Source organism: Wenzhouxiangella sp. YN9, from assembly GCF_056324165.1.
Window position 1 is genome coordinate 33,749 of sequence record NZ_JBJNIP010000059.1, and the last position, 23,041, is coordinate 56,789.

Here is a 23,041-nt window from a genome sequence, read left to right on the forward strand (position 1 = left end):
GGCCGGCAGTTGAGGCTGCTGAGCTACAACATTCAGGCCGGCACCTCGACCGGCCGCTATCGGGAATACCTTACGCGCAGCTGGCGGCAGGTGCTGCCCAACAATCAGCGCGTGGCGAACCTCGACGCCATTGCCGAGCTGGCGCGCGATTACGACATCGTCGCCTTGCAGGAGGTTGACTGCGGCAGCCTGCGCTCGGGCTTTCTGAATCAGGCGAAATATCTGGCCACCCATGCCCGTTTTCCCTGGTGGCAGCACCAGGGCAATCGCAAGGTGGGCATCGTGGCCCACGCCGGCAACGGCCTGCTCAGCCGCATGGAACCCAATCACGTCGAGGAGCACCGCCTGCCCGGTGCAATTCCCGGCCGCGGCGCATTGGTCACCCGGTTCGGCGAAGGCGACCGTGCGCTCTGGTTGGTGGTGCTGCATCTGGCGCTGGGGCGTCGGGCACGTACCCAGCAGCTCGACTATGTCGCCTCGCTGGTCCGGCATTACCCGCATGTGGTCGTCATGGGCGACTTCAACAGCGGCCCGGGCTCGCGCGAGGTGCGCGGCTTCTGCGATAAAGCCGGCCTGGAGCGCCCCATGCATCCGGTGCTGACCTTTCCTTCCTGGCAGCCGCAGCGGGCGATCGACCATATACTGGTCTCCCCCGAAATGCGCGTCAGCGAGCTGCGCGCGCTGCCGGTCACTTTTTCCGATCATCAGCCGGTGTCGATGACCCTGGAGCTCGGCGACGATGTCGACCTGCCGGATGCTGCCGGCGACGGCCTGACGCATCACCGCTCCGAACATCCGGCCTGAGGGCCGGATGGAGCAAGGCAGGGCGTCGGCCGGGCCGTCGCCTGATAACGACTCCAGCCACGAGCCGGTGGTGCCGCCGAGACTTGTCAGAACCCCTGTATGACTGCAGGATGATGGCCATGATGAGAGCTTCCAGCACATGAAAGCCAAACTGCTGATATTTCTGGCCTTGCTGGCGTTGGCGCCCGTTGCCAATGTCGCCGGCTCGGAACGCGCGAGCGAGCGCGAGGTCTTCAGGGAAGGCTGGCAGGCGGCCCGGCGCGGCGACCAGGCCGGTATGGTCGCCGCCATCAAGGCCTTGCCCGACTATTCGCTTACGCCCTATCTGCAGTTCGAGCTGTTCCGGCAGCGCATCGACTCGGTGCCTTATCCGGTGATGACGCAGTTTCTGGCGCGCTATCGTGACTGGTCGTTTCATTCGCAGCTCGAAAACGCCTGGCTGCGCAGCCTGGGTGAAAACGACGACTTCGAGCACCTGCTCGCGCATGGTGCCGACAGCAAGGATGTGACGGTACGCTGCCATGTGGCGCGCGCCCGCCTTCGTGAGGGCGATACACAGGGACTGGCAGCATGGGTTCGCGATCTCTGGCTGTCGGGGCGCTCCCGGCCGGATGCCTGCGACGAAGCCTTCGCCTGGTGGCGGAGCGAAGGCCATCTGGACGCCGAAACCGCCTGGCAGCGTTTTCGACTGGCCGTGGATGCCGGCGAGATCGGGCTGGCGCGTTATCTCAAGCGCTTTCTGCCGCGTGATGAGACGCCCTGGGCCGATCGCTGGCTGGAGATGACACAGCGCACCCCGGCGACGCTGCGCGCGGCGCGAAAATGGCGCGACTCGGAAATGGCACGCCTGCTGATCCGTCGTGGACTGGAAAAACTGGCCCGCAGCAGTTGGGAAAGCGCGAGCGGGCTCTGGCACCCGCTGTCTTCCGGGTTTGCCTGGAGCGACGCCGACCGCGCGGCCATTGACCGCGAGATTGCGCTGTTTCGTGCGGTTGACCTCGATTCTTCCGCGCTTGCCGCCATTGACGCGCTGCCTTCAGCGGCGCGTGATCAGCAGATCCTGGCCTGGCGCGCCCGCGTGGCCATGGCACAGGACGACTGGTCGGAGGTGCTGGCGAGCATCGAGGCGATGTCGCTGCGCGACCAGGCCGAGGCAAGATGGCGTTTCTGGCGCGGTCGCGCCCTGGCCGAGCTCGAGCGCCCCGAGGCCATGATTGCCTTCACCTCGCTGAGTACCGAAGCGCATTACTACGGCTTTCTGGCCGCTGCCCATCTGGAGCAGCCGCTGAGCCTGTGCGAAGAGCGGCTGCGCGCCGACGATGCCATTCAGCGACGCTTGCTCGGCGACGCCGAGTTCGAGCGGGTGCTCGAGCTGTTCGAGGTCGGCCTGTCCTGGCATGCCCGCACGAGCTGGCGCCGGCTCTCGCGGCGCTTGATCGATCGCGAAATCGAGCAGGCAGCGCTGATTGCCGCCGGCCGCGGTTGGCATCATCTGGCGATTACCGCGCTCAATCAGGCCGGCCGGCGTCAGGCTTATCCCTGGCGATTTCCGATGGCGGTCAAGGGCACCGTATTGACCGAAGCCAAGCGCTATGGCGTCGACCCGGCGCTGGCCTACGGCCTGATGCGGGCCGAGTCGGCGATGCAGCCCGACGCCCGTTCGCACGCCGGTGCGCTTGGCCTGCTGCAGCTCATGCCGGGAACAGCCCGGGCGGTGGCGCGCCGCAACGGCCTGCGCTACAACGGTGCCGATTCGCTGACCGACCCCGAGGTCAACGTGCCCTTGGGCATTGCCCATCTGGGCGAGCTCTATCAGGAATTCGACGGCCACTGGATCCGGGTGGCCGCGGCCTACAACGCCGGTGCCAATGCGGTCGATCGCTGGCTCGACAAGCGTCCGGACAGCGCGCCGGACGTCTGGATCGAGACGCTGCCCTACTATGAAACCCGGGATTACGTGCCACGCGTTCTGGCTTTTGCCACGATTTACGAGTGGCAGCTGGCCCGTCAGCCGGAGCTTCTTTCCGGCCAGCTGATTCCCGGCGCCGGGCCGGCCGCGGGTTTTGCATGCCCGCCGTGACGGGTGGTCGGTAGAATGGGCGTCAGTTCACTGCTGGAGTAAGCATGAAGGTTCTGATTCTGGGCGGCTCTGGTTTTGTTGGTTCGCACCTGACCCGCCGGCTGGCGCGCGAAGGGCATCAGGTCACGGTGGCCACGCGCTACGCGCCGGGCTGCAAGCATCTGTGGGTGGTACCCCAGGCCACGATCCGGCAGTTCGATCCCTTCGATCCGGAGGCGCTGACCGAAGAACTGCGCGGCCATGATGTGGCGATCAATCTGATCGGCATTCTCAACGAGCGCGGTCGCGGCGGTGCCGGCTTCCGGCGCGTGCATGTCGAGCTGGTCGAAACCATCATTGACGCCTGCGTTGCCGCCGGCGTACCGCATCTGGTTCAAATGAGCGGCCTCAATGCCGGGCGGGGCGAGAGCCACTATCTCAGGACCCGCGGCGAGGGTGAGGCCCGCGTGCGCGCGGCCCAACGTGATGGACGTCTGGTTGGCACCATTCTGCGCGCCTCGACCATCTTCGGTCCCGGCGACAGCTTTCTCAATCGCTTTACCGGCCTGCTGAAGCTCAGCCCCGTACTGCCGATGGCCCGCCCGAATGCGAAGTTCGCCCCGGTTTTCGTCGATGATGTGGTCGAAGCCTTCCTGCGGGTGCTGCTCGACGAAGACAATGCAGGCCGGGTCTACGAGTTGTGCGGCTCCGAGGAATGGTCCCTGATCGATATCGTTCGCTGGCAGCGTGATCAGCTCGAGCTCAGGCGTCTGGTGGTCGGCCTGCCCGATTCGCTTGCCCGTCTGCAGGGCCTGATTTTCGACTTCGTTCCGGGCAAGCCCTTCTCCAGCGACAACTACAAGTCGCTCAAGCTCGACAGCGTCTGCGAGAGCAACGGGTTCAAGAAGCTCGGAATTCGTCCCTGGGGTCTGGCCGAGCGCGCAACCCGGATGCTGAAGCCGACCGACAAGCAGTCCCGCTACCGGCAGTTCCGCCGTCAGGCCCGGCGTGAGCGGGGCTGATCAGCGCGGCGATCCGACGACCGGGCTGGAAATCTATCGCGTCGGCGGCGTCGTCCGCGATCGCCTGCTGGGCCGGCCGGCCGCGGATGCCGACTACGTTGTCGTCGGGGCCACGCCCGAATGCATGAACGCGCGTGGCTTTCGCCCCGTTGGTCGCGATTTTCCGGTGTTTCTGCACCCGCAAACGGGCGAGGAGTATGCCCTGGCGCGTACCGAGCGCAAGGCCGGCCGCGGTTACCACGGTTTTGTGTTTCGCACCGGCCCTGAGGTGACCCTGGAAGCGGATCTCGAGCGGCGCGATCTGACCATCAACGCCATGGCCGAAGACGTCACAGGCCGGGTCATCGATCCCTTTGGCGGTCGCCGCGACCTGAAAGATCGCGTGCTGCGTCACGTCTCTCCGGCCTTTCGCGAAGACCCGGTCCGCATTCTCAGGCTGGCGCGCTTCCAGGCGCGCTTTCCCGACTTCGGCGTCGCCGCAGAAACGCTTGCGCTCTGCCGCCGCATGGTGGCCGACGGTGAGGTCGATCACCTGGTCCCCGAACGCGTCTGGCAGGAACTGTCTGCGGCGCTCATGGAAGCGCAGCCCTCGAAGTGCTTCGAGCTGCTGCACGACACCGGCGCGCTGGCGGTGATTCTGCCCGAGCTCGAGCGGCTGTTCGGCGTCCCACAGGTGGCCGAGCATCACCCCGAGATCGATGCCGGCGTGCACACTCTGATGGTGATTGACCAGGCCGCCAGGCTGGGCGGTGATCTGACGGCGCGCTTTGCCGCGCTGGTGCACGATCTCGGCAAGGGCCTGACGCCGGCAGTCGAGCTGCCCCGGCATATCGGCCACGAAAAAGCCGGGCTGGCGCCCATTCGAGCGGTTTGCGAGCGCCTGCGCGTAAGCGTCGAGTGCCGCGACATGGCCTTGCTGGTCGGCGAATATCATCTCCACGCCCACCGCGCGCTCGAGCTCAGGCCCGCAACGGTTCTGCGGCTGTTCGAGCGGCTCGATGCCTTTCGGCGGCCCGAACGCCTGGCGCCTTTCCTGCTGGCCTGCGAGGCTGACCGGCGGGGGCGGCTGGGTCGTGAGAACGAACCCTATCCGCAGGCCGATTTTCTGCGCCGGGCTCACGCCGCGGCCGCCGCCGTGAATGCCCGACCGTTCGTCGAACGCGGCCTCGAGGGGCCGGCAATCGCCCGGGCAGTTCATGCCGAACGCGTGAGGGAGATCACAAAGCTGAAGCAAGGAAGCTGATTTTGAGAAATCTGACGGCACCAATCGGACTTGCTGTTGTCCACCTGATCATCGACCCTGCGGGATGGCTCCCGCGAGCCGAACAATAAACATAGCGGAGAAACCCACTTGCCTTTGACTCGACTTGGCCTGAGTAATCCGGTGGCCGTGGCCGTCGGCTGCATTCTGCTGGTGATCTTCGGGCTTTTGAGCCTGTCTCGCCTGCCGGTGCAGATGACGCCCAATATCGAGCGCCCGACGATCTCGATCTTTACCGGCTGGCGCGCGGCTGCGCCTTCGGAGGTCGAATCCGAGATCATCGAGCCGCAGGAAAACCAGCTGCGCGACGTGCCGGGGCTGCAGCGCATGACCGCCACCGCCAGCCAGGGTCGCGGTTCGATCAACTTGGAGTTCGACGTCGGCGCAGACCTCAACCGCGCGCTCATCGAGGTCATCAACCGCTTGAACCAGGTGCCGCGCTATCCGGCCGACGTCACCGAGCCGACCGTGCGCGTGGGCTCCGACCGCTTCGGCGACACCGTGGCCTGGTTTGCCATCCGTCCGATGCCGGGCAACAACCGCCCGGTCATCGAGTACCAGGACTTCGTCGAAGAGATCGTCAAAGAGCGGCTCGAGCGCATCCCCGGCGTGTCCTCGGCCAATCCGCGCGGCGGGCGGCCGTTCGAGGTACGTATCACCTTTGATCCTTATCAGGCAGCCAATATCGGCGTGGATCTCACTCGGATCGGCCAGCGCCTTGGGCAGAACAACGATGTCTCCGGCGGCTTCCAGGAAGTCGGGCGACGCCAGTACACGCTGCGCTTTGCCGGCCAGTACGAGATTGCCGATCTCGAGGACCTGGTGCTTGACTGGCGCGAGGGTCGGCCGGTTTACTTGCGCGACGTGGCCCGCGTCGAACGGGTGATGCGCGACTCTTCGGGCGTGATGACGCAAAACGGTGGGCCGTCGATCGCCATGAATGTGATTGCCGAACCGGGCGTGAACCTGCTCGATGTCATGGCCGATATTCAGGCGACCGTCGACGAACTGCGCGACAGCCATCTCACGCCGGCCGGCCTGGAAATCGAGCAGTCCAGCGACGACACCATCTACATCCGCCAGTCGGTGAGCATGGTGGTCACCAACCTGATTGTCGGCATGAGCCTGGCGGTGCTGGTGCTGTGGTGGTTCTTCCGCAAGCTGCGCGCCACCCTGATGGTCGCGCTCGCCATCCCGCTGTGTCTGTGTTTCGCTTTCCTCGTGCTCGATGGGGTGGGCCGCACCCTCAACGTCATTTCTCTGGCCGGCCTGGCCTTTGCTACCGGCATGGTGCTCGATGCGGCCATCGTGGTGCTCGAGAACATCGTACGCCAGCGCGAGCACGGCCGCGACCCGCTCGAGGCCGCCGACCGCGGCACCGGCCAGGTCTGGGGCGCGCTTTTGGCATCGACGGCCACCACTGTGGCCATCTTCTTGCCGGTGATCTTCCTGCAGGACGAGGCCGGCCAGCTTTTCGCCGACCTGGCGGTGGTGATTTCGGCGGCCATCATCTGCTCCTTGCTGGTGGCGATTGTCGTGCTGCCCACGGCAAGCTACCGCCTGCTCGGCGATGCCCGGCTCGAAGATCGCCACGGCCACTGGTGGCGCCGGGCGAGTGACTTCATCATGACCCTGACCGACACGCCCCGCCGCCGCTGGGGCTGGGTCGCCGGGCTGACCATCATCCCCATTTTGATCGGCGTGCTGCTCGTGCCGCCGGCCGACTACCTGCCCGAAGGCAAGCGCAACTTCATTTCCGGTTTCCTGCAGACGCCGTCGGGCATGGGCCCCGATACCGCCGAAGAGGAACTGATCAAGCCGATCAACGAGCGCATGCTGCCCTATATCCGCGGCGACAAAGAGCCGGCGATCGCCACTACCTTTCTCGGGTTTTTCGGCACCGGGGCCTTTCTGGGCATGAGCGCCGTCGACGAGGACCAGGTCGACGAGCTGCTGGCGGTAGTCAACAACGAGATTCTCACCGGCTTTCCCGACACTTTCGGGCGCGCCAACCGCTCGCCGATTTTTGGCGGGCGCGGCAGTCGCCGCATTGATATCGATCTGCAGGCAGCCGATGTTGAGGAGCTGCTCGGGGCAGGACGACTCGCCTTCGAGCTGATTGAGCAGAAAATGCCCGAGGCGAACATCCGGCCACAGCCCGGCCTCGAGCTGGCCGAGCCGGAACTGCGTCTCAAGCCGGACGACCGGCGGATTGCCGAGCTGGGCTGGACCCGCGGCGATGTCGCCACCCTGGTGCGGGCCTTCGGCAACGGCGCGTATCTCGGGGACTACTTCGACGGCGACCGCCGCCTCGACGTGATCCTGCGCGGTCAGGAGTGGGTCACGCCTGAGGAGCTGATGAGCATGCCGCTTTCCACGCCTTCAGGCCGCATCGCCACCCTGGGTGAACTGGCCGATCTCGAACGCACCGCCGGGCCCAACCAGATTCGCCGCGTCGACCGGCAGCGCACCCTGTCCCTGCAGGTCACGCCGCCGTCGGGTATGCCGATGGAGACGGCCCTGGCCTTTCTGCAAGAAGAGGTCGAGCCGGCCATCCGCCAGGCCCTGCCGCCCGACGGCGTGATTACCTACCGCGGAACGGCCGAGGCCCTGGATGAGACCCTGTCGAACCTGATCGGCAGCTTTGTGCTGGCAATCGTGATTCTCTACCTGCTGATCTCGGCGCTGTTTCGCTCCTTCAGGGACTCGCTTCTGGTGCTCATGGCCATTCCGATGGCCACCGTCGGCGGCATTGTCGCGCTGCGGATTACCGGCTGGATTACGGGCCAGGCGATGGACATGCTGACCATGATCGGCTTCGTCATCCTGCTTGGCCTGGTGGTAAACAACGCCATTCTACTGGTCTACCGCGCCCGTGATGGTGAACGCGAGGAGGGGCTGAGCCGGCGTGAAGCGGTGGAAACGGCCGTGCGCCTGCGTCTGCGACCCATCCTGATGAGCACGACAACCAGCGTGTTCGGCATGCTGCCGCTGCTGGTATTGCCCGGTGCGGGCACGGAACTGTATCGCGGCCTGGCCGCGGTGATCGTCGGCGGCATGGCGGTAAGCACGCTGTTTACCCTGGTGCTGCTGCCCTCGCTACTGAGAGCCAACGAAGACCAGCACGCCACCGCCGAGGGCGAGGTGGTGCCGGCATGACAAAAGGACATCGAATGAGAAAATCGATCGCAGCGCTGGCCGCAATGGCGCTGGCCGCACTGATGCTCACGCATCCGGCTCGGGCGCAGTTCGGCGCCGCGCCCACCGTGGAAGTGGTGCCGGCCCAGCAGCGCGAGATGGCGCCGACCATGCAGGTGGCCGGTACCGTGCTGTCGCGCTCGGATGCCGGTTTGTCAGCCGAGGTTGAAGGCCGCCTCGTGGAAGTGGCCGACGTTGGCACGCGGGTGGCCAAAGGCGACGTGGTCGCGCGCATCGAAGACACCACGCTCAAGCTTCGCGTCGCCGAGCTCGCAGCCCAGATCGACCGCGGCGAGGCGCGGCTGGCGTATCTCGACACCGAACTCGATCGCGTACAGCGCCTGGCCGAAACCAACCTGGCAGCAATCAGCCAGATCGACCAGACACGCTCGGAGCGCGATATGGCCGGCAGCGACCTGGCTGTCGCCCGCGCCCGCCTGGCCCAGCTTGAGGACCAGATCGAGCGCACGCGGGTTCGCGCGCCCTTTGCGGGCGTCGTGGTCGAACGCGCGGCGCGGGCCGGCGAACGGGTAGGTGTCGGCACGCGCATCCTGCGCCTGGTCGACCCCGATCATCTGGAAGTGGTGGCGCGCGCGCCGCTGCGCTACTACCGCTATGTGCAGCCCGGTGATGAACTGAGGGTGGATGCCGAGGGCCAGGTCTTCAGCGCGCCGCTGCGGACGGTCGTCAGCGTCGGCAACGAGGATCTGCACGTTTTCGAGCTGCGTCTGGACATTGCCCAGCCGCTGCCGGTAGGCCAGACCGCCCGTTTGACGATTCCAACGGCCCGACTGCGTGAAGTGCTTGCCGTGCCGCGCGATGCGCTGGTGCTGCGCGGCACCGGCACGGCGGTGTTCGTCATCGAAGAAGACGGCACGGCACGGCGCGCCACGGTCTCGACCGGCATTGGTCAAGGCGACTGGATTGAAGTCGCCGGTCCGGTTCAGGCCGGTGATCAGGTTGTGGTGCGAGGCAACGAGCGTCTGCGTGACGGTCAATCAGTCGATATCCAGAAGAGCTAGTGTATCCCGCCACTCATTTTGTAGCATTCAGGCCGCCGGCGACCGCGAATACGCGCTGACGGCCATCGTCGACCAGGCGGACCCGACAGCGATACAGGCGCGACAGGTTTTCGGCAGTGAGCAATTTACTGGCGGGGCCAGCATCCCATTCGCCGTTGCCGTAAAGCAGTAGGACATGTGAGCAGTAGCAGGTAGCCAGATTGACCTCATGCAGTGCCATCACCGCCGACTTGCGCTGCTCGGCGACCTGGCGATGCAGGACGTTGAGAATGGTCACCTGGTTGGCCGGATCGAGGTGGTTGGTGGGCTCATCGAGCAGCATCACCTGCGGATTCTGTACCAGTACAGTAGCCAGCGCCAGACGACGGGATTCACCGCCGGAAAGGTCCATGCAGCTGCGTTCGGCCAGCGCGAGCATTTCCAGATCGGCCAGCGCGTCGCGGGCGCGCTCCTGGTCGGCGCGGGTCTCGCGGGCCCAGGGCTTGATATGCGGGTGGCGACCGACCATTGCCGTTTCCAGGCAGGTCGCATCGAAGGCGTAGTGGGTGTGTTGCGGCAGCATGCCCAGGCGGCGTGCGATATCGCGGCGGTGGCGCTCGTCCATGCGTTGTCCGTCGAGGCGAATGCCGCCGCGTTCGGGCTTGAATACGCCGGCCAGCGCCTTGAGCAGCGTGGTCTTGCCGACCCCGTTGGGGCCGAGCAGGCCCCAGAACTCACCCCTTCCGACGGCCAGGTTGAGATCGCGTACGACGCTGACCGAGCCAATGCGCAGGTCGAGATCCTCGACGACCAGCGGGCTGTTGCTCGACGGATAGATGGTCATCTGATCCTTGCTGCACGATAGAGTAGAAGCAGAAACAGCGGCACGCCGATCAATGCAGTAAGCACACCGACGGGCAGCTGGCGTGGGCCGAGCAGGCTGCGTGCAGCCGTGTCGGCCAGTACCAGAAATCCACCTCCGAACAAGGCCGAGGCCGGCAGCAGTACCCGGTGGTCGGCACCGACCAGCAAGCGCATCAGATGCGGCACGATCAGGCCGACGAACCCGATGGCACCGGCCAGGGACACCGCCAGCGCCGTCAGCAGCGAGGCGACCACATAAATTTCCCAGAAGCGCGCGCGCGCGGACTCGCCCAGCAGGGCGGCCTGCAGCTCGCCGCCGCTGAGGACGTTGAGGCTACGCGCGCGCAGCCATAGCAAGCCGATTCCAGTCACCAGTGGCAGCAGCCACCAGGCCGACAGGCTGGTGTAGCTCAGATCTCCCATCAGCCAGTAGAGCATCGAGCGCAGGCTGCCGTCCGGCCCGGTTGCCAGAATCAGCGAAATGACTGCACCCCAACCGGCGGCGACGACCACGCCGGTCAGCAGCACGCGCGTTGTGCTCCAGGCGCCGCGACCGCGCGCGAGCACGAATACGATGATCATGGTCAGCAGCGAACCGGCAAAAGCCAGCACCGGTATCGGTAGAAAGCTCAGGCCCAGGCTCATCCCGATCAGGGCAAATGCCGCCGCGCCGCCGGACAGGCCGAGCACGTAGGGATCGGCCAGGGGGTTGCGCAGCAATACTTGCATCAGACAGCCGGCCTGGGCAAGCAGGGCACCGGTGACCAGCGCCGCGATCGCCCGGGGAATGCGCAGCTCGCCGATGACGCGCTGCATGGCCTCGTTGGCCGCGAAAGGCCAGACCCAGCCGCTGCTGCCCCAGCTGGCAGCCAGCAGCAGGGCCGCCGGCGGCAGGGTAAGCAGCGCTGCCCAGGCGATCAGCTTTTTCGTGACTGGTGCGCGCGCCATGAATTGATTACCATTCGAGACAGTTGAATACTTTAGCGGCCCGGTATGATAGCTGGCCGCGCGGACCATCACCATGATCGATCCGGACGGTTTCAGGCCCAATGTGGGTATTGTGCTGGCTCGGGAAGATGGGCGTGTCTTCTGGGCGCGCCGTGCCGGCAAGGATGGCTGGCAGTTCCCGCAGGGCGGCATGAACACCGATGAGACGCCCATCGAGGCAATGTACCGTGAGCTGGAAGAGGAAACCGGGCTCTTGCCCGATCACGTCGAGTTGCTAGGGCAGACGCCGGGCTGGCTCCGTTATCGCTTGCCAAGACGTTACCGGCGGCGTCATCAAAGACCCGTGTGTGTCGGGCAGAAGCAGGTCTGGTTCCTGCTGCGCTTTCTGGCCGGAGATGAGGCCTTTGATCTGGAAGCAGCGGACAAGCCAGAGTTCGACCGCTATCGCTGGGTCGATTTCTGGTATCCGGTACGCCACGTGATTCCGTTCAAGCGTCGGGTCTATGTCCGCGCGCTTGAACATCTCGAGCCGCTGTGGTCGGAAATCCCCAACCTTCGGCAGCGGGTTTGAGGCCGGGCCGAGTGGCCGGGACTGGCGGCGTCGCCATCGCCCGCGACGCCCGAATTTGCTCTGGATATTGATCCGGCCCGCGGCCCCCGATCGTCTGCCAATTGATTGTTACCCAAGGAGTTGTTGACATGAAACGCATGCTTTGCATGACCGCGGCATTGTTGCTGGCCGGTCCGCTCGCCGCCGAAACCTTTTCCGGGCAGGACCTGGCCGTCGCCGCCGAGCTGCGCGAGGCCGGTCTGGCTGGCGACGGCGGTTTCGAGATCGTGGCCGACCTGACGACGCGCATTGGCCCGCGCATGGCCGGCAGCGATGCCGACGCCCGCGCGGTCGAATGGGCCGTGGACCTGTTCGAAAGCATGGGTTTCGACCGAGTATGGACCGAGCCGGCGAGATTTCCCGTCTGGCGCCGCGGCTTCGAGCGCACTGAAATCGTCTCACCGGCACCGCAGGAGCTGGTCAGCCTGGCGCTGGGCTTTTCACCGGCCACGCCAGCCGGTGGCGTCGAGGCCGAGGTGGTGATGTTCGATGACCTCGCCGCGCTGCAAGCGGCCGATCCGGCCGAAGTGGTCGATCGCATCGTGTTCATTCGCAATCGCATGGAGCGTACCCGCTCGGGCGCGGGCTACGGTCCCGCCGTGGCTGCGCGCTCGATGGGCAGTCGCGTGGCCGCCAGCAAGGGCGGCAAGGCGCTGGTTATCCGTTCAATCGGGACCTCTGATAACCGCTTTGCCCACACCGGGATGCAACGCTTCGATCCGGATGAGCCCATGCTGCCGGCAGTCGCCATTTCCAATCCCGATGCCGATCAGCTCGAGCGCCTGATGGCCGCTGATCAGCCGGTGCGGATCCGGGTGGAGGTTAATGCCGAGACAATCGAATCGTATACCTCGCAGAACGTATTCGCCGAGATCACCGGCGCGAAGAAGCCCGAGGAGGTTGTCGCCATCGGTGCGCATCTGGACTCCTGGGACGTGGGTACCGGCGCGATTGACGACGGCGCGGGCGTGGCCATCGTGACCGAGGCCGCGCGGCTGATCATGGCCGCCGATGCGCAGCCCGACCGCTCGATTCGCGTGATCCTGTTTGCCGCCGAAGAAATCGGCCTGTGGGGCGGTCGCGCCTGGGCAAAAGCGCGCGAGGACGCCATCGCCGATTACCAGCTTGTTGCCGAGTCCGATTTTGGGGTCGGCGAAATCTACGCCATCAGCGCCCGGGTGAAGGAAGCCGCCTGGCCGGTCATCGAAGCCATTCAGGCCGAGCTGGCGCCGCTGGGAATCGAGCTCGGCGGCCGTCAGGCTTCCGGCGGGCCTGACTTCTCGCCCGCCAGCCCTCTGGGGGTGGCGGCGATCGATCTGCACCAGGACGGCACCGACTATTTTGACTACCACCACACCGCCAACGACACGCTCGACAAGATCGACCCTGAAGCGCTGGCGCAGAACGCTGCGGCCTATGCCGTACTGGCGTGGCTCGGCGCGCAGGCCCCGATGAGCTTCGGTTCCGGTCAGACCATTCTGTCCGAACAGGGCGAAAGCGCGGAATGAAAACGAGCGCTTGCCCTGATCGACGCGGTTGATCCATGTCTCGACTGCTTCTCAACCTGCGGAATGTGCCCGAGGATGAAATCGAGGACGTGCGCGAGCTCATGGCCGCGCACGGCATCGAGTGCTACGACACCCCGCCGGGCCCGCTGGGCATCACCGCCGGTGGCATCTGGCTGCGGCATGCCAACGACTACGCTCGGGCGCGGGAGTTGATGGATGACTATCAGGCGCAGCGCCGAGTCCGCGCCCGGTCGGAATGGCAGGCGGCGCAGGCACAGGGCAGGGCCGATACGCTGCTCTCGGCGATCCGGCGCCATCCACTGAAGGCGCTGCTGGTCATTGCCGGCAGCGTGTTCATTCTGATGGTGCTGTTTGCCCCGGTGGTGGTGTTTTTCCGCGCCGGAGGCTGAGAACGGGGGGTTGAGTGCCGTCAGCTGACGGTCGCCAGCGTTTCGATCACCGCTTCACCGTAGCGGGCGAGCTTGTGCTCGCCGACCCCGCTGATGCTGGCCAGCTCGTCAAGCGTTTGCGGGCGCGACTCGACGATGGCCGCCAGCGTTGCGTCGTGAAAGATCACGTAGGGCGGCACTTCTTCCGCGCGGGCAGTTTCCAGACGCCAGCGCCTGAGCGCCTGCCACAGCGGTGATTCGGTATCGACATCGACCGGCTTGCTCGAGCGGCTTTTGCGGCGGCTGGAGGGCACCGTATCGCGTCGCATCTCGATGCTGGTCTCGCCGCGCAGCAGCGCGCGGCAGTCAGGGCCGAGCTGAAGCCCGCCGTGACCTTCCGGATCGGGCACCAGATGGCCGGCGGCCAGCAGCTGGCGCAGCACCGAATGCCAGGTGGCGCGGTCGATGTCGCTGCCGATACCCCAGGTGCTGAGACGATCATGGCCAAGCTGCTCGATGCGTTCGCTGGTTTTGCCGCTGAGCACGTCGATCACGTGGCCGGCGCCGAAACGCTGTCCGGTACGGAAAACGCAGGACAGCGCCATGCGCGCCGGCTCGGTGGCGTCCCAGGTCTCCGGCGGGTGCTCGCAGTTGTCGCAGTGGTTGCAGTTGCCGGGATGAGCTTCGCCGAAGTAGCCCAGCAGGGACGGTCGCCGACAGCCAGCCTGTTCGCAGTAGGCCAGCAGGGCCTCCAGCCGGTCACGCTCGAGCTTTTTCTTGTCGTCGCCAGCGCTGGACTGGGCCAGGAGTTGGCGGATGCGCACCACATCCGACAGGCTGTAGACCATCCAGGCGTCGGCCGGCAGCCCATCGCGCCCGGCGCGGCCGGTCTCCTGATAGTAGGACTCGATGCTCTTGGGCAGGTCGAGGTGGGCGACGAAGCGCACGTCGGGCTTGTCGATGCCCATGCCGAAAGCGATGGTGGCGCAGATGATCAGGCCGTCTTCCTTGATGAAGCGATCCTGCGCCGCCTGGCGATCGCCTGCGTCCATGCCGGCGTGATAGGCCAGGGCCTCCAGTCCCTGCTGCGCCAGCCAGCGGGCAGTTTCCTCGCTCTTGCGGCGGGAAAAGCAGTAGACAATGCCGGATTGACCGGGATGGCGGCGCTGGATGAAAGTCAGCAGCTGCTGGCGGGCGTTGCGCTTGAGGCCCACCGTGTAGCGGATGCCGGGCCGGTCGAAGCTGTCGACAAAAACGCGCGCGCTGCGGCCAAGCAGCTGCGCGACGATTTCCTCACGCGTGCGCTCATCGGCAGTGGCCGTCAGCGCAATTCGCGCAACCTCCGGAAAGCGCTCCGCCAATATGCCCAGCTTCAGGTATTCGGGGCGGAAGTCGTGGCCCCACTGCGAAACGCAATGCGCTTCGTCAATGGCGAACAGGTTGATCCGGCAGCGTGCGAGCAGGTTCAGGGTGGATGCGCGCAAAAGACGCTCGGGCGCGATGTAGAGCAGATCGAGCCGGCCGTCGACCAGCGCCTGTTCGGTTTGCTGACGGGTCTCGGCGTCGAGCGAGGAGTTGAGCACCGCGGCCGCCACGCCGTGATGGGTCAGCGCCTCGACCTGGTCGCGCATCAGCGCAATCAGGGGAGAAACCACGATCGTGGTGCCGGGCTGCATCAGCGCCGGAATCTGATAACACAGCGACTTGCCGCCGCCGGTGGGCATCAGTACCAGCGCGTGCCCGCCGACGCTGACGTGCTCGATGATCTCGCGCTGACGGCCGCGAAACGCCTCGTACCCGAAGACCTGGCGCAGCAGCTCCTCGGGCGAATACGACGAGGCTTCCCGGGCGACGATGCTCATCGATTGATGTGCGAACAAAAAGTGATCATGCTGACTGACAGCCTGCCACAAAGCACGGCGTCGAGGGCCGGCAGTTTTCCCCGCCGCGGGGTGCGATTCCGACGCGGTCGAACGTCAGCCTTGCTGGCGAGTCAGGCCAAGCTGCTCGGCTGCCTGTCCGGCGCGTTCGATGCGCGCGGCCAGTTCCGATTCGCCGGCGTCCCGACCGCCGGCGAACTCCGGCCAGCCCTGACCGTGACGGCGACACAGCTCGGCAAGCGCCTCGACGTGTCCGGATGACTCATTGAGGCAGGGAATGTAGTCCAGCGACTCGCCCCCGGCGGCAATGAATTCCTCGCGTCCTTCGAAAGCGATTTCATCCAGCGTTTCAAGGCAGTCGATCGAGAAGCCCGGGCACACCACCTGCAGCTTCTTGACGCCCTGTTGGGCAAGCCTTTCGAGCGTCTTGTCGGTGTAGGGTTTGAGCCATTCGGCACGTCCCAGCCGCGACTGGAAGCTGACCTCCCACTCATCGTCAGGCAGCTGCAGTCGCCGGGCAATCTCGCGGGCGCTGGCCTGACACTGGCAGTAATAGGGGTCGCCGGCCAGCAGGTTGCGCTTGGGAATGCCGTGGAAGGAAAACAGCAGCTTGTCGGCTTTTTCATTGCCTGCCCGAAAGCGGCGAATCGACTCGGTCAGCGCCGACAGCCAGCCCTCATCGTGGTGGTAATCGTTGATGAAGCGCACTTCCGGCAGCCAGCGCAGACGCTTGAGCGAGTCGGTGACCTGATCAAATGCGGCCGCGGTGGTGGTCGCCGAATACTGGGGATACAGCGGCAGAACCAGCAGGCGCTGAATGTTCTGACGCCGCAGCTGATCGATCGCCGAATCGATATCGGGCTGACCGTAGGTCATGCCCAGCAGCACCTTGACGCGCGGCAGGTCGCTCTGGAACCGGGCCGCCAGGGCGTCGGCGAGCTTGCGGTTGTTGATCAGCAGGGGCGAGCCCTGATCCGTCCAGATACGCGCATAGGCTTGCGCCGACCGCGGCGAGCGAAACGGCAGGATATAGCCGTGCAGGATGAGCCACCAGAGCAGCTTCGGTGCTTCGATCACGCGGCGGTCGGAGAGAAACTCCTTGAGATACGGGCGCAGCGCCGCGGCCGTGGGCGCTTGCGGCGTACCCAGATTGACCAGCAGTACCGCCGCGCGCGCGGCCTCGCGGTGGGCATTGACCTGGCGGGTCGCATCGATCGTGTTGACCAGTGAATCGGTGGCTGGGGGCATGGCCTTTTGCGAATCCTTTGATGAAAAGCTTTGGCGAGATTGTAACTTTTGCCGCGTGAGGAGGAGACAAGCCGTGCGTGCCGGGACGTCGTGGCAGGTATCGACGCGGTTCAATTAAGGTCGCTGCCGCGTGACAGATATAGCCATAAAAATATGCTTTTGAGATTAGGTGTGCAGATTAAATTGGGGCTGTCGGCACTTGCAGAGGGGGCGGCAGGAATCGGCTTTATCCGCGCAAAAGCCCGTAGTGACGGGGGTTGAGGGAAATTGAAAGTCGCCCTTGCGTTCTCGGATCAGACCTGCGTAGAATGTTTTCCCTTTCGGGCACCCCTATTGGGCAGCCTTTCGAATCTGTCAACTCAAACCACACGATGATCTGGGCATGAACATACTGAGCAAACGATATTTCCCCGGCCTCGGCAGCGCCATCACCGGAGGCCTCCTCCTGCTGGCAAGCCTCAGCGTTTTCGCGCAGGAGGTCGAGCCGGTAATCGAGACCAGCCGCCAGATGGCGCAGGCGACCAGCCAGTCTCAGGAGCGCATCGACGACATCGACGAACGCACGCAGGAGTTGATGAATCGCTACCGCGCCAGCCTCAAGCAGCTTGAGCAGCTCGATCGCTATAACGAATCGCAGCGTCGCCAGGTCGAGGCGCAGCGGCGGGAGATCGAGTCGTTGACCAACGATATCGACAACATCGCCAGCCTGCAGCGCGCGGTACAGCCGCTGATGGAAGACATGGTCAAGGCGCTTTCCAGACTGGTGGCCGCTGACCTGCCTTTCCTCAGAGACGAGCGCCATGACCGCGTCGAGCGCCTCGAGGAAATAATGAACAGCGCGTCGCGCTCGCCGGCGGAGCGATATCGCCTGATCGTCGAGGCCTACCAGATCGAGAACGAGTACGGTCGCACCCTCGAAGCCTACCGTGACGACATCGAAATCGACGGCACACAATACGAGAACGTCGAGTTTCTCAAGGTGGGCCGGGTGCTGCTGGTCGTGCGCAGTGATGATTGGCAGATGCTCAAGCGCTATGACGCCGATAGTGACAGCTGGGTCGATCTCGACAAGTCCTATCAGCCCGCGATTCGTGACGCGATCCGCATCGCCAACGAGCAAACCCCGCCGGACCTGATGTTCATTCCGGTCACCGCGCCCCAGGCCGCAGAGTGAGGGAGGCAGACTCAATGTATTCCGACGACAAACAAGCCAAATCCGTAGAAACCGGCAGGGACACCATGATTTCCAGATTCACGAATCGCACGGCCAGGCTCGGCATGGCCGCACTGATCGCGCTGGTCGGCCTTGCCCCGGCCGTGACGATGGCGCAATCCGAGCCGCAGACGCTTGATGACGTGCTGCGTACCATGCAGCAGGAACGTCAGCAGGTGGCCGAGGCCAACCGCGAGCGCGAACAGCGCTTCCGCAACATGCAGGCCAATCGCGAGCAGGAGCTCAACCGGGCGCAGAATCAGGTCGCCGAAGCCGAAAACGAAGCCAGCCGCCTGGAGCGTCTGCGCAACGAGCTCGACCGTGAGATCGATGAGCTCCGTGCGCAGCTCAACGAGCGTCAGGGCGAGTTCGGCGAGCTTTTCGGTGCCGCGCGTGCTGCGGCTGCCGACATGGACGAGCAGCTGGCCGATTCGCTGATTTCCACGCAGTTCCCCAATCGTGGCGAAGAGCTCAGCGAGATCGCGCAGGCCGACTCACTGCCCACCATCGAGCAGCTCGAAGGGCTGTGGTTCACCATGCTTCAGGAAATTGGTGAGCAGGGTAAGGTCGTGCGCTATGACGCCTCGGTGATTGGCAACGACAACCAGTCCAGGCAGGAAGAGGTGGTCCGTATCGGCCCGTTTGCGGCCTTTACCGAGCAGGGTTACCTGATCAACAACAACGAGGCCTTGCGTTATCTGGCGCGCCAGCCCGGCGGCGGCGCCGTAGCCGCTGCCAAGCGCGTCTACAACCACAGTGGCTCGGGTGTGGTGCGCGGCATGGTCGACCCCTCATTGGGCAGTCTGCTGGGCCTGGTCATCGAAACGCCCACCCTGCGTGAGCGCGTCGATCAGGGTGGCTGGATCGGCTACATCATCATCTTCGTGGCCATCTTCGGTATCCTGCTGGCGCTGGTGCGCTGGGGCATGCTGATGATCACCTCCATGCGGGTCAAGGCCCAGATGCGTTCATCCGAGCCGTCCAGCGGCAACCCGCTGGGCCGCATCATGGAGGTCTACCAGCGCTACAAGGGCGAAGATCTCGAAGCGCTTCAGCTGCACCTCGACGACGCCGTTCTCAAGGAGATTCCCAAGCTCGAGCGTGGCCTCAACCTGATCAAGGTGCTGGCCGCGGCCTCCCCGCTGATGGGGCTGCTGGGTACCGTCATCGGCATGATCGTCACCTTCCAGGCCATCACCCTGTTTGGTACCGGCGATCCCAAGCTCATGGCTGGCGGTATCTCGCAGGCGCTGATCACCACGGTTCTGGGTCTGATTGCCGCGATTCCGCTGCTGCTGCTGCACGCCTTTGCTGCCGGGGCATCGCGGCGCCTGTCGCAGACCCTCGAGGAACAGTCGGTCAGCTACGTGGCCGAAGCCGGCGACCGCAAGTAACGCAGTCAACAGAGAGGTTTCTGAACCGTGTTTTCTGAACTGCTGAATCCCGCTACCGCCCTCGAGGTGCTCCGTGAGTACCTCGAGGCCGGCGGGCCTGTGGTGCTAGCGCTGCTGATCAGTACCCTCGTGCTGTGGCTGTTGATCAGCGAGCGCTTCATCTATTACTTTCTGACCGCGCCGCGCTACTGTCGCAGCCAGGTCCAGCGCTGGCAGGATCGAAGCGATCGCAGCAGCTGGAGCGCTCACATGTACCGTGAACGGCTGGTGTCCGAAGTTCAGGTCGAGAACGAACGCAACCTGAGTGTGATCAAGGCGCTGATCATGATCACCCCGCTGCTCGGCCTGCTCGGTACCGTCACCGGCATGATCGAGGTGTTCCAGGTGATTACCGACACCGGGGCATCGAACGCGCGCTTGATGGCGGCCGGTATTTCGCGAGCCACCATCCCGACCATGACCGGACTGGCGGTATCGCTGACCGGTGTGTTCGCGATGAGCTATATCGATCGCCGCAACGAGGCCGTGACAACCAACATCTCCGAAGACCTGAATGTGGATTCGGCGATGGGGCTGGGCTCCTCGCGACGCCTGAGTGGCGAGGAGATGGACGACGCGGAAGTCGATATCACCCCGCTGCTCGATATCGTCTTCATTCTGCTGATCTTCTTCATCGTCACGACCACGTTTCTGGATGAGTCGGGCCTGAGCCTGCAATCACCGCAGGACAATCCGCCCGATGAGCCGACGCGACCGCCGCCAACCTTGCTCCTGAGCGTGCAGACCGACGGCTTTGTGCGCGTGGACGATGCGCGCACCATCGACCCGCGATCGGTCAAGTCGGTGATCGAAGCGTTCAAGGCTGAAGAGCCCCGCGGCGTGGTGCTGCTCAATGCCGCACCGGAGTCGGAAGTCAGCACGACGGTACTGGTGCTCGATCAGGCTCGCCAGGCCGGTGTGGATCCTGCCCTGGCCATTCAGGGCGCCAGCCAGTAGATCAGGTGAGATTTTATGAGTAGACGTACACGCAGGGCCGGTTCCGGTGGTGATGATGACGTCAACGTCACGCCGCTGCTGGATATCGTGTTCATCATGCTGATCTTCTTCATCGTGACGGCAACCTTCATCAAGGAGCCGGGCGTTGAGGTAGAGAAGCCGTCAGCCCAGACGGCCGAAGACCAACGCCTGGTCTCCGTACTGGTCGCGATCAACGAAAGCAATGAAATCTGGATCAACAACAAGGAAGTGCCCCTGGACGGGGTGCGCGCGGCCGTCGAGCGGCTGCGCCGCGAGAACCCGCGCGGCAGTGCGGTGATCCAGTCCGACGGCGCTGCTCACAGCCGGTACCTGGTAGAGGTGCTGCAACAGCTGCGAGCCGCTGGTGTTGACGATACTGTTGCAGTTTCGACAAAGAAGTCATGAATAACTTCCTACGCATTGCGATCGGCTCGCCGGTTGCCATTCTCGTCACCGTAGCGCTGTTCCTGCTGCTGGCCTCGGTCATTTCGACCCAGCAGGACGTTCAGCTCAGCGAAGACAAATCGGTGCAGATCAACATCACGCGTCAGATCAAGGACACGATCCAACAGGCGCAGCAGGACATCGAACGTCCGGTGCTCGATCAGCCGCCGCCGCCGCCGCCGATGGTGACGGATCAGAGCTTCCGCCCGGAAATTTCCGGCCAGGTCGGCGAGCTGCCCGATCTTTCGAACGTCGACGTTGATATCGGCAGTGGCGGCTTCAACCCCGACCGCGACGCTCAGCCCCTGGTGCGCATTCCGCCGCAGTATCCGCAGCGCTGCATGGCGCGGGCCGATGCAAGAGAGACGGTGGTGGTGGAGTTCGACGTGACCCCGGAAGGCCGCGTGGTCAACGCCGAGGTGATCGACAGCACCAATTCGTGCCTGAATCGCGCCGCCGTGCGAGCGGTCGAGCGTTGGAAGTATCAGCCGAAGATCGTGGATGAAGTAGCGCAGCCGCGTTTTGGCGTGCGTACTGCACTCGATTTCACTCTGGAGGAATAGCGTGAGCTTGCTATCGAAAGGACTGGCGCGCTGCACCCTGCTGTGCATCGGGCTCATCATGCTGGCCAGCCCGGTCTGGGGGCAGGAAAAGCAGACCCTCAACCCGCGCGTTGCCCAGGCGCTGTCGGATGCGTATGAATTCTTCACTGAAGAGGAATACGATCAGGCGCTGGAAGCCCTGAACAAGATGATGAGCCGCTTCGAGGACATGAAGCCCTTCGATCGGGCGACCGTGCTTCAGGTGCGTGGCTCGACCAATATCAACCTCGAGAATGTCGACGCCGCTCTGAGTGATTTTTCCGAAGCGCTGCGCCTGGACGCCCTCAACGCGGAAACGCAGAATCAGCTGCGCTTCAACGTGGCCCAGCTCCATTTCGTTTCCGAGCAGTATGAGGAAGCGATTCGCTATTTCGAGGAGTGGATGGCCGGTGAAGGTGTGTCGCCGAAGCACAGCGCGTACTTCATGCTCTCTGCCGCTTACTACAACACCGACCAGACGCGCGAGGCGCTGCCGCACATCAGCCGGGCGATCGACATGGCTCCGGAGCCGGAAAAGCGCTATTACGATCTGAAGAACGTGCTGCTTTCGCGCCTGGACATGCCGGCAGAACGAGCCGATCTGCTGCAGGAAATGGTTTCGATCTGGCCTGACAGCCTTTCCTACTGGCGTCAGCTGGCTTCGATCTACACCGAGCAGGGAGAAGACGAGAGAGCCTTTGCTACGCTCGAGGCCGCCTACCTCAACGGCTTGATTGAAAGCGAAAGCGACATCATCGTTCTGGCGCAGTACTACTCGACCTTCCAGAATGCGTATCGGGCCGGGACGCTGCTGGAAAAGGAAATGGAAGCGGGCAATGTCGAGGAAAACGTCGACAACCTGGAGCTGCTTTCCCAGCTCTGGGCGCAGGCACGAGAGCACAAGAAGGCCATTCCGGTGCTGCGCCGGGCGGCGCGCATGTCGGAAGACGGCGATCTCTATTTCCGTCTGGGGCAGTCGCTGCTCGCCAGCGAGGACTATGAAAAGTCCGAAAACGCTCTGGTTCAGGCCCTTGACAAGGGCGGGCTCGACGCTGACAAACGCGCAGAGGCGTGGTTGCTGCTGGGCACGGCGCGCTTCAATCAGGCCGAGCCGGGCGAGCGGGCACAGCGCATGCGCGCTGACGAAGCTTTCGCGCAGGCGGCAAAAAGCCAGTCCACCCGACGGCAGGCGCAGGAATGGCGCACCTATATCGACGCCATCAACAAGACCGAAGCGCGCCAGGCGTCGCTGGAAAAAGAACAGCAAGCAGAGATCGCGGCCAGCGCTCGCGAGCGCCGGATTACCGGCTGCCGTGCCCGCCAGCTGGCCGGCAATGAGTTGAGCCAGTCCTGCAAGGAGCTGCTTGCCGAAGTCGAAGCCGAGGAAGAAGCCGAACGCAACGGCAACAATGAGGATTCAGAGTCCGACAACGACTGATTCCCCAGCGTTTACTCTGCCGGCTTCAAGTTCCACTGATGGAAGCGAGAAAGGCCCGATCCGACACCGGATCGGGCCTTTTTCTTGTATCACCCCCGCAGACCTGATAGTCCCTGAACCGCCGGGGCCGTATTCGCCTGGCAGACTTGACTTGGACATACG

General features: G+C 64.4%; 19 protein-coding genes. 15 read left to right on the plus strand and 4 right to left on the minus strand.

Annotated features, from left to right (window positions below; genetic code table 11):
- Positions 1 to 9: 9 nt before the first annotated feature.
- From ACEWQ0_RS02755 to ACEWQ0_RS02780, 6 genes are all read left to right on the plus strand, one after another.
- Entirely contained in the window at positions 10 to 804 is a 795-nt protein-coding gene (locus ACEWQ0_RS02755) for an endonuclease/exonuclease/phosphatase family protein (protein ID WP_476482660.1), read from the plus strand.
- A 139-nt stretch (positions 805 to 943) separates the two neighbouring features.
- Positions 944 to 2,884 (plus strand): transglycosylase SLT domain-containing protein, encoded by a 1,941-nt coding sequence (locus ACEWQ0_RS02760; RefSeq protein ID WP_476484410.1) that lies wholly within the window; start codon positions 944 to 946, stop codon positions 2,882 to 2,884.
- 44 nt (positions 2,885 to 2,928) lie between these two features.
- Complete coding sequence (locus ACEWQ0_RS02765; RefSeq protein ID WP_476484411.1) at positions 2,929 to 3,885, plus strand: complex I NDUFA9 subunit family protein; 957 nt, start codon at positions 2,929 to 2,931, stop codon at positions 3,883 to 3,885.
- A gap of 25 nt (positions 3,886 to 3,910) precedes the next feature.
- Entirely contained in the window at positions 3,911 to 5,128 is a 1,218-nt protein-coding gene (locus ACEWQ0_RS02770) for a multifunctional CCA addition/repair protein (protein ID WP_476484470.1), read from the plus strand.
- A 108-nt stretch (positions 5,129 to 5,236) separates the two neighbouring features.
- Positions 5,237 to 8,305 (plus strand): efflux RND transporter permease subunit, encoded by a 3,069-nt coding sequence (locus tag ACEWQ0_RS02775; protein ID WP_476482663.1) that lies wholly within the window; start codon positions 5,237 to 5,239, stop codon positions 8,303 to 8,305.
- A gap of 14 nt (positions 8,306 to 8,319) precedes the next feature.
- Positions 8,320 to 9,366 carry an efflux RND transporter periplasmic adaptor subunit gene (locus ACEWQ0_RS02780; protein ID WP_476484412.1) on the plus strand — a complete coding sequence of 349 codons (1,047 nt, stop codon included), beginning with the start codon at positions 8,320 to 8,322 and terminating at the stop codon, positions 9,364 to 9,366.
- Between the two features lie 13 nt (positions 9,367 to 9,379).
- Here ACEWQ0_RS02780 and ACEWQ0_RS02785 read toward each other — a convergent pair whose 3' ends face one another.
- Positions 9,380 to 10,189, minus strand: coding sequence for an ABC transporter ATP-binding protein (locus ACEWQ0_RS02785; protein WP_476482665.1), 810 nt, complete (start codon positions 10,187 to 10,189; stop codon positions 9,380 to 9,382).
- A complete protein-coding gene (locus ACEWQ0_RS02790; protein ID WP_476482666.1) occupies positions 10,186 to 11,157 on the minus strand; it encodes a FecCD family ABC transporter permease in 972 nt (323 codons plus the stop codon). Before ACEWQ0_RS02790 ends, ACEWQ0_RS02785 begins: the two co-directional genes overlap by 4 nt.
- Before the next feature lie 73 nt (positions 11,158 to 11,230).
- Between ACEWQ0_RS02790 and ACEWQ0_RS02795 the strand changes: the two genes are divergently transcribed.
- From ACEWQ0_RS02795 to ACEWQ0_RS02805, 3 genes are all read left to right on the plus strand, one after another.
- Positions 11,231 to 11,728: an RNA pyrophosphohydrolase gene (locus ACEWQ0_RS02795; RefSeq protein WP_476482667.1), complete on the plus strand. Its 498-nt coding sequence runs from the start codon at positions 11,231 to 11,233 to the stop codon at positions 11,726 to 11,728.
- A gap of 128 nt (positions 11,729 to 11,856) precedes the next feature.
- Positions 11,857 to 13,275 (plus strand): M20/M25/M40 family metallo-hydrolase, encoded by a 1,419-nt coding sequence (locus ACEWQ0_RS02800; RefSeq protein WP_476484413.1) that lies wholly within the window; start codon positions 11,857 to 11,859, stop codon positions 13,273 to 13,275.
- Positions 13,276 to 13,310: 35 nt separating this feature from the next.
- Positions 13,311 to 13,685, plus strand: coding sequence for a DUF6164 family protein (locus ACEWQ0_RS02805; protein WP_476484414.1), 375 nt, complete (start codon positions 13,311 to 13,313; stop codon positions 13,683 to 13,685).
- 20 nt (positions 13,686 to 13,705) lie between these two features.
- Here ACEWQ0_RS02805 and recQ read toward each other — a convergent pair whose 3' ends face one another.
- Positions 13,706 to 15,526: a DNA helicase RecQ gene (gene recQ / locus ACEWQ0_RS02810; protein WP_476484415.1), complete on the minus strand. Its 1,821-nt coding sequence runs from the start codon at positions 15,524 to 15,526 to the stop codon at positions 13,706 to 13,708.
- 114 nt (positions 15,527 to 15,640) lie between these two features.
- On the minus strand, positions 15,641 to 16,792 hold the full coding sequence (gene hemH / locus ACEWQ0_RS02815; protein ID WP_476484416.1) for a ferrochelatase: 1,152 nt from the start codon (positions 16,790 to 16,792) through the stop codon (positions 15,641 to 15,643).
- Positions 16,793 to 17,174: 382 nt separating this feature from the next.
- Between hemH and ACEWQ0_RS02820 the strand changes: the two genes are divergently transcribed.
- The 6 genes from ACEWQ0_RS02820 to ACEWQ0_RS02845 all read left to right on the plus strand — a co-directional run bounded on the left by ACEWQ0_RS02820 (position 17,175) and on the right by ACEWQ0_RS02845 (position 22,879).
- A complete protein-coding gene (locus ACEWQ0_RS02820; RefSeq protein WP_476482672.1) occupies positions 17,175 to 17,966 on the plus strand; it encodes a DUF3450 domain-containing protein in 792 nt (263 codons plus the stop codon).
- A 65-nt stretch (positions 17,967 to 18,031) separates the two neighbouring features.
- Entirely contained in the window at positions 18,032 to 19,399 is a 1,368-nt protein-coding gene (locus ACEWQ0_RS02825) for a MotA/TolQ/ExbB proton channel family protein (RefSeq protein WP_476484417.1), read from the plus strand.
- 27 nt (positions 19,400 to 19,426) lie between these two features.
- Positions 19,427 to 20,395 (plus strand): MotA/TolQ/ExbB proton channel family protein, encoded by a 969-nt coding sequence (locus tag ACEWQ0_RS02830; protein ID WP_476484418.1) that lies wholly within the window; start codon positions 19,427 to 19,429, stop codon positions 20,393 to 20,395.
- 15 nt (positions 20,396 to 20,410) lie between these two features.
- Entirely contained in the window at positions 20,411 to 20,821 is a 411-nt protein-coding gene (locus ACEWQ0_RS02835; RefSeq protein ID WP_476482675.1) for an ExbD/TolR family protein, read from the plus strand.
- Positions 20,818 to 21,423 carry an energy transducer TonB gene (locus ACEWQ0_RS02840; RefSeq protein WP_476482676.1) on the plus strand — a complete coding sequence of 202 codons (606 nt, stop codon included), beginning with the start codon at positions 20,818 to 20,820 and terminating at the stop codon, positions 21,421 to 21,423. Before ACEWQ0_RS02835 ends, ACEWQ0_RS02840 begins: the two co-directional genes overlap by 4 nt.
- A gap of 1 nt (position 21,424) precedes the next feature.
- Positions 21,425 to 22,879 carry a tetratricopeptide repeat protein gene (locus tag ACEWQ0_RS02845; protein WP_476484419.1) on the plus strand — a complete coding sequence of 485 codons (1,455 nt, stop codon included), beginning with the start codon at positions 21,425 to 21,427 and terminating at the stop codon, positions 22,877 to 22,879.
- Positions 22,880 to 23,041: the final 162 nt, after the last annotated feature.